General features: G+C 68.1%; 11 protein-coding genes and 1 tRNA gene. 8 read left to right on the forward strand and 4 right to left on the reverse strand.

Translation table 11 applies throughout. The annotated features are described in order from the left end of the window. From Q343_RS0103250 to Q343_RS0103260, 3 genes are read right to left on the reverse strand one after another with little or no spacing between them, the layout of a single operon-like run. Positions 1–1035 carry an adenosine deaminase gene (locus tag Q343_RS0103250; protein WP_043109188.1) on the reverse strand — a complete coding sequence of 345 codons (1035 nt, stop codon included), beginning with the start codon at positions 1033–1035 and terminating at the stop codon, positions 1–3. Then, positions 1025–1873, reverse strand: a complete 849-nt coding sequence (locus tag Q343_RS0103255) for an ABC transporter permease (RefSeq protein ID WP_052366817.1) — start codon at positions 1871–1873, stop codon at positions 1025–1027. The genes Q343_RS0103250 and Q343_RS0103255 overlap by 11 nt, the downstream gene beginning before the upstream one ends. After that, the gene (locus Q343_RS0103260) at positions 1870–2781 is read right to left on the reverse strand and encodes an ABC transporter ATP-binding protein (protein WP_052366818.1); all 912 of its coding nucleotides are present in this window, start codon (positions 2779–2781) and stop codon (positions 1870–1872) included. Before Q343_RS0103260 ends, Q343_RS0103255 begins: the two co-directional genes overlap by 4 nt. Positions 2782–2936: 155 nt before the next feature. On the opposite strand from Q343_RS0103260, the gene Q343_RS0103265 reads away from it, so the two are divergent. From Q343_RS0103265 to rplA, 5 genes are all read left to right on the forward strand, one after another. Beyond that, positions 2937–3009, forward strand: a tRNA-Trp gene (locus Q343_RS0103265). 107 nt (positions 3010–3116) lie between these two features. Next, complete coding sequence (gene secE / locus Q343_RS0103270) at positions 3117–3374, forward strand: preprotein translocase subunit SecE (RefSeq protein ID WP_029252156.1); 258 nt, start codon at positions 3117–3119, stop codon at positions 3372–3374. A gap of 83 nt (positions 3375–3457) precedes the next feature. Then, positions 3458–4177, forward strand: coding sequence for a transcription termination/antitermination protein NusG (nusG, locus tag Q343_RS0103275; RefSeq protein ID WP_029252157.1), 720 nt, complete (start codon positions 3458–3460; stop codon positions 4175–4177). 74 nt (positions 4178–4251) lie between these two features. Continuing rightward, positions 4252–4683, forward strand: a complete 432-nt coding sequence (rplK, locus tag Q343_RS0103280) for a 50S ribosomal protein L11 (protein WP_029252158.1) — start codon at positions 4252–4254, stop codon at positions 4681–4683. Between the two features lie 98 nt (positions 4684–4781). Then, positions 4782–5498 carry a 50S ribosomal protein L1 gene (gene rplA / locus Q343_RS0103285; RefSeq protein ID WP_029252159.1) on the forward strand — a complete coding sequence of 239 codons (717 nt, stop codon included), beginning with the start codon at positions 4782–4784 and terminating at the stop codon, positions 5496–5498. Between the two features lie 212 nt (positions 5499–5710). Here rplA and Q343_RS0103290 read toward each other — a convergent pair whose 3' ends face one another. After that, complete coding sequence (locus tag Q343_RS0103290; RefSeq protein WP_029252160.1) at positions 5711–7042, reverse strand: glycosyl hydrolase family 18 protein; 1332 nt, start codon at positions 7040–7042, stop codon at positions 5711–5713. Positions 7043–7460: 418 nt separating this feature from the next. Here Q343_RS0103290 and rplJ point away from each other — a divergent pair, with 418 nt between their 5' ends. The 3 genes from rplJ (at position 7461) to rpoB (ending at position 12402) form a co-directional block, all read left to right on the forward strand. Next, complete coding sequence (rplJ, locus tag Q343_RS0103295; RefSeq protein WP_029252161.1) at positions 7461–7991, forward strand: 50S ribosomal protein L10; 531 nt, start codon at positions 7461–7463, stop codon at positions 7989–7991. A 108-nt stretch (positions 7992–8099) separates the two neighbouring features. Continuing rightward, positions 8100–8486: a 50S ribosomal protein L7/L12 gene (gene rplL, locus Q343_RS0103300; RefSeq protein WP_029252162.1), complete on the forward strand. Its 387-nt coding sequence runs from the start codon at positions 8100–8102 to the stop codon at positions 8484–8486. A gap of 394 nt (positions 8487–8880) precedes the next feature. Beyond that, a complete protein-coding gene (rpoB, locus tag Q343_RS0103305) occupies positions 8881–12402 on the forward strand; it encodes a DNA-directed RNA polymerase subunit beta (protein ID WP_029252163.1) in 3522 nt (1173 codons plus the stop codon). Positions 12403–12459 lie beyond the last annotated feature (57 nt).

The following is a 12459-nucleotide window of genomic DNA, read 5'->3' on the forward strand; positions in this document are numbered from 1 at the left end:
CTACGGGCGATGTTCGGCCTGACGCGCCCACGCGTCGATTTCGGCGAGGAGTCGTGCGCGCGTCGTCGGGCCGGCCCGGCTCCCGCGGACCGACGCCCGGGCGAGGTCGGCGAGCTCGGCGTCGGAGAACCCGTGGACCGACCGCGCCGTCTCGTACTGCGCGACGAGGCGAGAGCCGAACAAGAGGGGGTCGTCGGCACCGAGGGCGACCCGGGCCCCCGCGTCCACCAGCCGGCGCAGCGGGACGTCGGCGTCCTCGCGGTACACGCCGAGGGAGACGTTCGACGCGGGGCAGACCTCGAGCGTCGTGCCCGCCGTGACCAGCCGGTCGAGCATCCGCGGATCCTCACCCGCACGGACCCCGTGCCCGATCCGGTCGGGGGAGAGGTGCGCCACGACGTCGTGCAGGTGCGAGGGGCCGAGCAGCTCTCCGCCGTGGGGCACGGACGCCAGGCCCGCCCGTCGCGCGATCGAGAAGGCGTGCGCGAACTCCGCGGTGTCGCCCCGACGTTCGTCGTTGCTCAGACCGAACCCGACCACCTCGCCGGCACCCTCGCCCGCGTACTGAGCCGCGAGCCGCGCGAGCGTCCGTGCGTCGAGCGGGTGCCGTGTCCGCGAGGCCGCGACGATCACGGCGACCTCGAGGCCGTGGTCTCGGCTGGCCGTGCTCGCCGCGTCGAGGACCGCCTCGACCGCAGGCGTGATCCCACCCATGAACGGGGCGTACGACGTCGGGTCCACCTGGATCTCCAGCCGGCCGGACCCCTCCGCGGCGTCGTCCGCCGCGGCCTCGTCGACGATGCGCCGCATGTCGGCCTCCGAGCGGACGCACGCGCGGGCCGCGTCGTACAGGCGCTGGAACCGGAACCAGCCGCGTTCCGTCGCCGGAAGGCGCAGCGGATCTCCGTCGATCAGGGCTGCCGGGAGCCGTACGCCGTACCCCGCGGCGAGCTCCTGGAGCGTCGAGAGACGCATCGAACCCGTGAAGTGCAGGTGCAGGTGCGCCTTGGGCAGCGTGGTCAGGTCACCCGTCATCGCGTCGCCTCCATCGGAACGTGCGGACCCCGACGAGAAGACCCACCACCAGCCACGCCCCGAGCACGGCCGCCGTCACCCCGTTGTCCCAGGTGCCGCCCACCTCCAGGGCGGCGGCCTCGTCCGGGAGGAACACCGACCGCAGGCCCTGCGCCATCCACTTCAGCGGAAAGATCGAGGCGACGTCCTGCATCCATCCCGGCAGCTGGTAGAACGGAAAGAACACACCGGAGATGAACTGCAGGGCGAGGACCAGCGGGGCGACGACCGCCGTCGCGGACCTGCCCGACCGCGGGACCGACGAGAACGCCACCCCGAGGACCGTCCCGGTGGCCGTGCCGAGAACCAGCACCCACCCGAACGTCAGCCAGTCGCCGGGCTCGTTCGGCAGCGGGACGTCGAACGCGGTCGTCGCCAGGGCGATCAGCGCGGCCATCTGGACGACCGTCACGACCATGACCTGGCCCACCTTGCCGAGAAAGTACGCCGTCGGCGGCAACGGAGTGGTGCGCAGGCGCCGCAGCGTTCCGTCGTCGCGCTCCACGGCGATGCTCGTGGCGAGCGTCTGAAAGCTCGTCAGCATGATGCCGGTCGCCGCGATCCCCGCGACGAAGTACTGGGCGAACGAGACGCCGGAGTCCGGCGGGCCCGCCACCTGGCCGTCGAACACCGTCGCGAAGATCGCCATCATGATCAGCGGGTACGCGAAGATGAAGATCATCGCGTCGCGCTCGCGGACGAAGGTGAGCAGCTCCAGGGAGGTCCGGGCGAGGCCGAGCCGCGCAGTCCCGGGCAGCCGGACGTCCGGCGAGATCGAAGAGGTCCGGGGTGTGCTCACGCCTGTGCCGCCGTGGTGCTCTCCGGCACGGCGTCGGGCGTCTGCCCGATCAGCTCCAGATAGACGTCTTCGAGCGACGGACGCCGGACCTCGAGGGCAGGTACCTCCCCCTGGTACCGCGCGGCGAGGTCCTGGACGAGGGTCGTCGGGGACGCGGTCGTGGCCTCGCCGCCGTCCCAGCGCACGACGGCGCGGCCGTGGGTCCGGGCCCGGAGGCCGGCAGGGGAGTCGAGCGCGACGATGCTGCCCGCCCGCATCACCGCGACACGATCGGCGAGGGCGTCCGCCTCGTCGAGATAGTGGGTCGTCAACCAGATGGTGGTCCCGGTCGCCCGCAGCTCGCGGAGCAGCTCCCAGAAGGAACGCCGGGCCTGGGGGTCGAAGCCGGTCGTCGGTTCGTCCAGGAACAGCAGCTCTGGCCGTCCGACGACGCCGAGCGCGACGTCGAGGCGGCGGCGCTGACCGCCGGAGAGCGATCGTGCACGAGACCCGCTCTGCTCCCCGAGGCCGACCATCTCGACGACGTCGTCCGGGTCGCGCGGATCCGGGTAGTACCGGGCGAACTGGTGCACGAGCTCGCGGATGCTGAGCTCGGCGAGGTCGTTGGTCGACTGGAGCACGACGCCGACCCGGGAGCGCCAGGCCCTGCTCGCGCGGGCCGGGTCGAGGCCCAGGACCGAGACGTCGCCGGTGGTGGCGCGGCGGTGGCCGGCGAGGATCTCGGTCGTCGTGGTCTTGCCCGCGCCGTTCGGTCCGAGCATCGCGAAGATCTCACCTCGGCCGACGTCGAGGTCGAGCCCGTCGACCGCCGTCGTGGCGCCGTACTCCTTGCGCAGCCCGCGGACGCTGACGACGAGGTCCCGGTCGGCACCGAGGGGTGTCGTGGGCGCGGTGCCGTGCGTCGTCATGGCGTTGAGTATGGTGCGTATGTCGTGATCACGCAGCGGCTCCTGGGACGAGTTCGACCCAGGCCGTCGGTTCGCGTACAGTGGTCCCTTGGTGATTGACGCTCGCCATGATGAGTCATGCCCTGCATGACGAGTCAGAGGGGCTGAGGTGCCGAAGGGTAGTGGCGCAATTGGTAGCGCAGCGGTCTCCAAAACCGCAGGTTGCAGGTTCGAGCCCTGTCTACCCTGCTCGGCTCCTGTGCCGTGTCCTGGACACGTCGCGGGTGCCATGCGGGTCAGTGCGATCAGGTTGACTCCGCCGCCAGGTCTGTCCGTCCACCGAGTGGGGAAGAACAGTGAGTGAATCACCGTCCGGTGCGGTCGAGGCCGGAGCCGGAGACCGTCGCGCTGACGGGAAGCGCCCGAACATCTTCGCGCGCATCGCGATCTTCGTCCGCCAGGTCATCGCGGAGCTCGGCAAGGTGGTCACCCCGACCCGTTCCGAGCTGGGAACGTACTTCGTCGTGGTGATCGTCTTCCTGGTCGTCATGATGGGCTTCATCACCCTGATCGACTACCTGATCGGCATCGGGACGCTCGCCCTCTTCGGCTAGCAGCCCCGTCTCGGCTCCGACCCCGAGAGCCCACCGAAGGATCAGTCCTTCCCCACGTACCGACCGAGAAAGCAGGTTCCTTCGTGTCCGAGGATTCGCTGGACAAGCCGGAGAACACCGAGCCCGACGCCGAGCGCGCCGAGGCTGAGACGGCTGCACCCGTGGACGGCGAGGAACAGCCTGCTGAGGATGCACCCGTGGTGGACCCCGCAGAGGAGTTCCGTCGCGAGCTGCGTGGCCAGCTCGGCGAGTGGTACGTCATCCACTCGTACGCAGGCTACGAGAACCGCGTCAAGGTCAACCTGGAGAACCGCACCCAGAGCCTCAACATGGAGGAGTACATCTTCCAGGTCGAGGTGCCGATGGAAGAGGTCGCGGAGTTCAAGAACGCGCAGAAGAAGATCGTGCGCCGCGTCCGGATCCCCGGCTACGTGCTCGTCCGCATGGACCTCACCGACGAGTCGTGGGGTGCGGTGCGCCACACGCCCGGCGTCACCGGCTTCGTGGGCCACACGCACCAGCCCGTGCCGCTGACGATCGACGAGGTCTTCTCGATGCTGGCGCCGACGTTCGTCGAGGAGGCTCCCGCGGTCGAGGGCCAGCCCGCGACGTCCGGCAAGGCCCCGATGGAGGTCGACTTCGAGGTCGGCGAGTCCGTCACGGTCACCGACGGCCCCTTCGAGACGCTGGACGCGACGATCTCCGAGATCAACGCGGACACGCAGAAGCTCAAGGTGCTCGTCTCAATCTTCGGCCGGGAGACCCCGGTCGAGCTGTCGTTCGACCAGGTCGCCAAGATCTGATCCTCGTCGGCACCACCTGCAACCGGGTCATCGCCCACGGCGTCGGTCCATCAACAGAAAGTTAGGGAACTCGCATGCCTCCCAAGAAGAAGGTCTCTGGCCTCATCAAGCTCCAGATCCAGGCAGGCGCCGCCAACCCGGCCCCGCCGATCGGCCCCGCGCTCGGTCAGCACGGCGTCAACATCATGGAGTTCTGCAAGGCGTACAACGCCGCGACCGAGTCGCAGCGCGGAAACGTCGTGCCGGTCGAGATCACGGTCTACGAGGACCGCTCGTTCACGTTCATCACCAAGACCCCGCCGGCAGCCGAGCTCATCAAGAAGGCAGCCGGCGTCGACAAGGGTTCGGCCACCCCGCACACCGTCAAGGTCGCCAAGATCACGGCCGACCAGGTGCGTGAGATCGCCACGACCAAGCTCGAGGACCTGAACGCCAACGACCTCGACGCCGCGTCGAAGATCATCGCGGGCACCGCCCGTTCGATGGGCATCACGGTCGAGGGCTGATTTCCTCACCCGATCGATCGTCCGACGCTCGTCGGACGATCAGTGGAAGGGTCCGCGCGGACCCGCTCACCACGACTGCTCAGACAAAGGAGAAGCAGATGGCAACGCGCAGCAAGGCCTACCGGGCCGCCGCAGAGAAGATCGACCGCGACGAGGTCTACGCCCCGCTGGACGCCGTGCGTCTCGCGAAGGAGACCGCGACTGTCAAGTACGACGCGACCGTCGAGGTCGCGTTCCGTCTCGGCGTCGACCCCCGCAAGGCCGACCAGATGGTCCGTGGCACGGTCAACCTGCCCCACGGCACCGGCAAGACGGCCCGCGTGATCGTCTTCGCGAACGGCGACAAGGCGGAGCAGGCACTCGCTGCCGGCGCCGATGAGGTCGGCGGTGACGACCTCATCGCGAAGGTCGCCGCCGGGTACACCGACTTCGACGCCGCCGTGGCGACGCCGGACCTCATGGGCAAGGTCGGGCGCCTCGGTAAGGTCCTCGGCCCCCGCGGCCTGATGCCGAACCCGAAGACCGGCACCGTGACGATGGACGTGACGAAGGCTGTCAACGACATCAAGGGCGGCCGTATCGAGTTCCGCATCGACAAGCACTCGAACCTGCACTTCATCATCGGCAAGGTCTCCTTCTCCGAGGAGCAGCTGGTGGAGAACTACGCCGCGGCGCTCGACGAGATCCTTCGTCTGAAGCCGTCCTCCTCGAAGGGCCGGTACATCACGAAGGCCACGATGACGACGACGATGGGCCCGGGCATCCCGCTCGACCAGAACAAGACGACGAAGCTCCTCGAGGGCGACGACGCCTGATCGCGTTCTGACGCCGTCGTCGACGGCAGATCGAAGGCCTGGAACCACCCCCGTGGTTCCAGGCCTTCGGCGTTCCCCAGGCGGGCGACGCCCGCCGGGTGTGAAAGCCCTGCACACACGCCGGGTGTGAAAGCCCTGCTGACAGGCCGAGGGGCGGTGGCCTCACGTCCCCGTGAGGTCACCGCCCCTCGGCAGTTGGTGTGGCTATCGGGTCAGCAGGAGCCGAGGTTCTTCCAGACTCCCCAGTCGCTCGGCGCCGGGGCGTCGTTGAGCGTCCACCACTTGGCCTGCCACGCCTGGCCGTCGTGCACGACCTGGTCGCCCCCGACGTAGACCTGGCCGGCGTTCCACGCCGAGGCCTCGCACGGGTTGGGCGAGTCGGTCGGGTTCGTCGTCGGGTCCGTGGTCGGGTCGGTCGTCGGGTCCGTGGTCGGGTCCGTGGTCGGGTCGGACGTGGGGTCGGTCGTGGGGTCGGGCGTCGGGTCCGTGGTCGGGTCCGTCGTGGGGTCCGTGGTCGGAGCACCGCTCCCGGTGCCGAGTCGCTGACCGAAGCGGTTCGCGAGCTCGTAGTTGTTCGTCGCGTCCCAGTTGATCGACCAGGTCATGACGCCGCCGATCTTCCCGTACGGCGTACCGGGCGTGAAGGTGCCACAGTTCGTGCCCGTCTCGAGGCAGTCGACGGCCTTCTCGACGTTGGCGAGCGACTGGTAGCCACCTCCGGCGGCGGACGGGACGGCCGGGACGCCGATTCCGACCTGGTCGGGCGTGAGCCCCATCTCGAGCTGGATGCAGGCGAGCGACGTCAGGAAGTCGACGGAGCCCTGCGCGTAGACCTGCTGGTTGCAGCCCATCATCGAACCCGAGTTGTAGTACTGGGTGTTGACGATCGTCAGGATGTCCTTGATGGCCAGGGTCAGCTGGTAGTAGCCCATCGAGGTGGCCTGGTAGTCGATCGTCTGCGGTGCCATCGCGATGATGAGGTCGCTGCCGGCCTTCGCGGAGAGCTGGTGCAGCGCGTCGGACATGGCGTCGGCGTGGATGCCGTGCTCGAGGTCGATGTCCACGCCGTCGAAGCCGTAGTCCTGCATGAGGTCGTAGGCGGTGTCGGCGAAGTTCTTGGCCTGCGTGGCGTTCGAGACGACGACGTTGCCCTTCTCGCCTCCGACGGAGAGGATCACCTTGCGGCCCTGGGCCTGGATGTCGGCGATGTCTGCACGGAACTCGGCGTCGGTGTAGCCGCCGAGCTCCTCGGTCTCGAGGGTGAAGTCGATACCGCCGGAACGCGTCGGGTGGTTCTCGGCGAACGCGACGGCGACGAGGTTGTAGGCCTCGGGGATCTCGCTCAGCGGCATCACGACGGATCCGTTGTCGAAGTTGTGCCAGTAGCCCGTGAGCCATTGGGCGTCGTTCGCGGACGTGGCGGCGGGTGCCGCAGCAGGGGCCGCAGCGTTCGCGGCGGTGATCGCGCCGAGGCCCGAGACAGCCAGTGCGGCTGCGACGGCGACGGCGCGTACGGCGCGTCGGGGGACGAGTGAGGTTCGCACGAGTGCTCCTTGGAACGGAGGTGCAGGGACCTGTCGACGCTACGGAGCCTGGTCGGTGCGCGGAATGAGGGGATTCCCGCCTCTCTGCGCAGCATCTACGTGGTTGTACGTATCTCCTCGACGCGCGGCGGCCGGCTGTCGCTGGTATGGATCCGGATTAGGAGTCCGGGCGGTTGTCGCGTATGGTGGACCGGTACCGAAGACCGCCGGTCGTTCCCTTCTGCCTCAGGGCAGGTCGGAAACCGAAGTCCCGCCGATGAGGTGGAGGCCAGCGCAGGTGAGAATCTCGTTGTTGTCGTCCTCTGTCGACAGTCCTGGAGAGCTCCGCCTGCGCGGGGCTCTTTTTCATTGTCAGGACCTCGGGTCGCCAGAGCCTCCCGCCCTGGTGACCGGTGGCACCACCACTGGAAGGATTGCCATGGCGAGGCCGGAGAAGGCAGCCGCAGTCGCAGAGATCGTGGACCAGTTCCGCGAGTCGAACGCTGCCGTGCTGACCGAGTACCGCGGGCTCACCGTCGCGCAGCTCAAGGAGCTGCGTCGGTCGCTCAGCGGCAACGCAACCTACGCCGTGGTGAAGAACACGCTGACCTCGATCGCGGCGAAGGAGGTGGGCGTCGAGGGTATCGACGTCGACCTTCAGGGCCCGACCGCCATTGCCTTCTCGACCGGTGACCCGGTCGCGGTGGCAAAGGGTCTGCGCGACTTCGCCAAGGCGAATCCCGCACTGGTCGTCAAGGGCGGTGTCCTCGACGGACGCGTCATGACCAGCACGGAGATCAACAAGCTCGCGGACCTCGAGTCCCGCGAGGTGCTGCTGGCCAAGCTGGCCGGCGCGATGAAGGGCAAGCTCTACCAGGCTGCCTACCTGTTCACGGCGCCCACGGCCCAGGCCGCGCGCGCGATCGATGCCCTGCGTCAGAAGCAGGAATCGGAGAGCGCTGCAGCCTGACCCTCCGGGGTTCGTGCGACGCTCACTGCTTTTCCCACATCATCACCCCTGCTTCGTGCAGGCCCGCACGCGGGTCGACGACCAGCACCAACCGAAAGGACCGCCATCATGGCGAAGCTCAGCAACGACGAGCTGCTCGACGCTTTCAAGGAGCTCACCCTCATCGAGCTCTCCGACTTCGTGAAGGCCTTCGAGGAGACCTTCGACGTCACCGCTGCCGCCCCCGTGGCCGCTGCTGCCCCGGCTGCTGCCGGTGGCGCCCCCGCCGAGGCTGCTGAGGAGCAGTCGGAGTTCGACGTCGTCCTCGAGTCGGCCGGCGACAAGAAGATCCAGGTCATCAAGGAGGTGCGCGCCCTCACGAGCCTCGGCCTGAAGGAGGCCAAGGACCTCGTCGACGGTGCCCCGAAGCCGGTTCTCGAGGGTGTCGACAAGGACGCTGCCGAGAAGGCCAAGGCTGCTCTCGAGGGCGCTGGCGCCACGATCACCCTCAAGTGATCTGAGCGGCTCGTACTGAGCCGCGCCAGTACCTCCACGAGGCCCCCGTCCGCTCTGCGGGCGGGGGCCTCGTGGCGTTCGCGGCACCGGGTGTGTCAGGATATGCGCGTCGTCACAGATCGAGCAGCGTCGCTCGGGTCCCGGGATCGTGCCGGGGGACGACACGGATGGCGAGGGCGCCAGGTCACTCCGTCGGAGGTTCTCTCCGTCGGGGGTAGACGGATGTGCCATGGTGGGGTAGGCTGTCGCTTTGCGCTGCCCTGTGCCCACGATTTCAAATATCCCACTCTGAACTCCCGACGTACGTGCGCGTCGAGAGGACGGGGACGAGGACGGGGATCGTGCTCCGCCGGGCGGTTGCAGCGTGTTCTCAAACTGCAGGGAAGGACCCCCCTTGGCTGCCTCGCGCACCCCTTCTGCTCCGTCCGCCGACGCAATCGCGAACCGGACCGCGTCGCGTCGACTCTCGTTCGCCAAGATCCATGAACCCCTGGGAGTCCCGGACCTCCTCGGGCTCCAGACCGACAGCTTCGACTGGCTGCTCGGAAACGAAAAGTGGCAGGCGCGAGTCGCCGCCGCCACGGCCGACGGCCGTCAGGACGTCCCGACGACGTCGGGTCTCGAGGAGATCTTCTCCGAGATCTCGCCCATCGAGGACTTCGGCTCGACGATGTCGCTGTCCTTCTCGGACCACCGCTTCGAGGCTCCCAAGTACACGGGTGACGAGTGCAAGGAGAAGGACTTCACCTTCGCCGCACCGCTCTACGTGACCGCGGAGTTCGTCAACTACACGACCGGCGAGATCAAGAGCCAGACGGTCTTCATGGGCGACTTCCCGCTGATGACCGAGCGTGGGACGTTCATCATCAACGGCACCGAGCGTGTCGTCGTCTCGCAGCTCGTCCGTTCGCCCGGCGTCTACTTCGAGCGCACGCCCGACAAGACGAGCGACAAGGACATCTACTCGGCGAAGATCATCCCGTCGCGGGGTGCGTGGCTCGAGTTCGAGATCGACAAGCGCGACGCAGTGGGCGTCCGTGTCGACCGCAAGCGTAAGCAGCCGGTCACCGTCCTGCTGAAGGCTCTCGGGCTGAGCGAGTCGGAGATCCGCGAGGAGTTCGCAGACTTCCCGGCCATCCTGGACACGCTCGAGAAGGACCACGTCCACACCGAGGAAGAGGCGCTGGTCGACCTCTACCGCAAGATTCGTCCGGGCGAGCCGCCCACGGTCGAGGCCGGTCGCTCGCTGCTCGAGAACTTCTACTTCAACCCCAAGCGCTACGACCTCGCGAAGGTCGGTCGCTACAAGGCGAACAAGAAGCTCGGCGTCGAGGCGGCGCTGAACGACTCGACGCTGTCGGTGACCGACGTCGTCGCGACGATCAAGTACCTCGCGTCGCTGCACGCCGACAAGGCCACGATGTCGGGTCGCCGCAACGGCGAGGACATCGACGTGCGCGTCGAGACCGACGACATCGACCACTTCGGCAACCGTCGTATCCGCGCCGTGGGTGAGCTCATCCAGAACCAGGTCCGCACCGGCCTGTCCCGGATGGAGCGTGTCGTCCGCGAGCGGATGACGACCCAGGACGTCGAGGCGATCACCCCGCAGACCCTGATCAACATCCGCCCGGTCGTGGCGTCGATCAAGGAGTTCTTCGGGACGTCGCAGCTGTCGCAGTTCATGGACCAGAACAACCCGCTCGCCGGTCTGACGCACAAGCGTCGTCTGTCCGCGCTGGGCCCGGGTGGTCTGTCCCGTGACCGCGCCGGCATGGAGGTCCGTGACGTCCACCCGTCGCACTACGGGCGCATGTGCCCGATCGAGACGCCTGAGGGCCCGAACATCGGTCTGATCGGCTCGCTCGCCTCCTACGGACGGATCAACCCGTTCGGCTTCGTCGAGACGCCGTACCGCAAGGTCACGGCCGGCAAGGTGACCGACGAGGTCGTCTACCTGACCGCGGACGACGAGGACACCTTCGTCATCGCGCAGGCGAACCAGATCCTCAACGACGACGGTTCGTTCGTCGAGGAGCGCGTGCTCGTCCGCACCAAGGGTGGCGAGGTCGACATCATCCCCGGCGAGGCCGTGGACTACATGGACGTCTCCCCGCGCCAGATGGTGTCGGTCGCGACCGCGCTGATCCCGTTCCTGGAGCACGACGACGCGAACCGTGCACTCATGGGTGCCAACATGCAGCGACAGGCCGTGCCGCTGCTCCGTTCGGAGGCCCCGCTCGTGGGCACCGGCATGGAGCGTCACGCGGCGGTCGACGCCGGTGACGTGATCGTCGCCTCGAAGGCCGGCGTCGTCACCGAGGTGTCGGCGGACCTGATCACCGTCGCGAACGACGACGCGACCACGTCGACGTACCGGGCCAAGAAGTTCGTCCGCTCGAACCACGGGACGAGCTACAACCAGCGCGTCCTGGTCGACGAGGGTGCTCGTGTCGAGGTCGGCTCCGTGCTGGCCGACGGTCCCGCGACGGACGAGGGGGAGCTCGCGCTCGGCAAGAACCTCCTCGTGGCGTTCATGTCGTGGGAGGGCCACAACTACGAGGACGCGATCATCCTCAGCCAGCGCCTCGTGCAGGACGACGTGCTCTCGTCGATCCACATCGAGGAGCACGAGGTCGACGCTCGCGACACCAAGCTCGGCCCGGAGGAGATCACGCGGGACATCCCGAACGTCTCCGAGGAGGTCCTCGCAGACCTCGACGAGCGTGGCGTGATCCGCATCGGTGCCGAGGTCGGCGCCGGCGACGTGCTGGTCGGCAAGGTCACCCCCAAGGGTGAGACCGAGCTGACCCCCGAGGAGCGCCTGCTGCGCGCGATCTTCGGCGAGAAGGCCCGCGAGGTCCGCGACACGTCCCTGAAGGTTCCCCACGGTGAGTCGGGAACGGTCATCGGCGTGCGCGAGTTCAACCGCGAGGACGGCGACGAGCTGCCCGCCGGTGTGAACCAGCTGGTGCGCGTCTACATCGCGAACCGTCGCAAGATCACGGACGGCGACAAGCTCGCCGGACGCCACGGCAACAAGGGCGTCATCTCCAAGATCCTGCCGGTCGAGGACATGCCGTTCCTGCCGGACGGCACCCCGGTCGACATCGTCCTGAACCCGCTGGGTGTTCCGGGTCGAATGAACGTCGGTCAGGTGCTGGAGACCCACCTCGGGTGGATCGCCAAGCAGGGCTGGGACATCTCGCTCGCGGGTGGCGAGAACGGGGAGGACCTCTCCTGGAAGGAGAACGTCCCCGCGATCGCCGCGACGTCGGAGCCGGGCCGCCCGGTGGCGACCCCGGTGTTCGACGGCCTGCAGGAGGATGCGCTGCGTGGTCTGTTCACCGCGACGCTTCCGAACCGCGACGGCGAGCGCATGGTCCAGGGCGACGGGAAGGCGCGTCTGTTCGACGGCCGCTCCGGCGAGCCGTTCCCGGACCCGGTGTCCGTCGGCTACATGTACATCCTGAAGCTGCACCACCTGGTCGACGACAAGATCCACGCGCGCTCGACGGGTCCGTACTCGATGATCACGCAGCAGCCGCTGGGTGGTAAGGCGCAGTTCGGTGGCCAGCGGTTCGGCGAGATGGAGGTCTGGGCCCTCGAGGCGTACGGCGCCGCCTACACGCTGCAGGAGCTCCTGACCATCAAGTCGGACGACGTCCCGGGTCGCGTGAAGGTCTACGAGGCCATCGTCAAGGGCGAGAACATCCCCGACTCGGGCATCCCGGAGTCGTTCAAGGTTCTCCTCAAGGAGATGCAGTCCCTGTGCCTGAACGTCGAGGTGCTCTCGAGCGACGGCGTCCAGATCGAGATGCGCGAGTCCGACGACGAGGTCTACCGCGCGGCGGAGGAGCTCGGCATCGACCTGTCGCGCCGTCCGAACGCCGCAGCGAGCGTCGACGAGATCTGATAGATCGAGCACGACGGCGGCGAGCGCCCCTGGTTCTCGCCGCCGCCGTCACCTCAA

It is taken from the genome of Paraoerskovia marina DSM 21750 (assembly GCF_000701465.1).
Lineage (GTDB): Bacteria > Actinomycetota > Actinomycetes > Actinomycetales > Cellulomonadaceae > Paraoerskovia > Paraoerskovia marina.

Excerpts from the sequence above, each read along its gene's own strand:
- Q343_RS0103250 (WP_043109188.1), bottom strand. The coding sequence starts at position 1,035 with ATGACGGGTGACCTGACCACGCTGCCCAAGGCGCACCTGCACCTGCAC.
- Q343_RS0103260 (WP_052366818.1), bottom strand. The coding sequence starts at position 2,781 with ATGACGACGCACGGCACCGCGCCCACGACACCCCTCGGTGCCGACCGG.
- rplK (WP_029252158.1), top strand. The coding sequence starts at position 4,252 with ATGCCTCCCAAGAAGAAGGTCTCTGGCCTCATCAAGCTCCAGATCCAG.
- rplA (WP_029252159.1), top strand. The coding sequence starts at position 4,782 with ATGGCAACGCGCAGCAAGGCCTACCGGGCCGCCGCAGAGAAGATCGAC.
- rplJ (WP_029252161.1), top strand. The coding sequence starts at position 7,461 with ATGGCGAGGCCGGAGAAGGCAGCCGCAGTCGCAGAGATCGTGGACCAG.
- rplL (WP_029252162.1), top strand. The coding sequence starts at position 8,100 with ATGGCGAAGCTCAGCAACGACGAGCTGCTCGACGCTTTCAAGGAGCTC.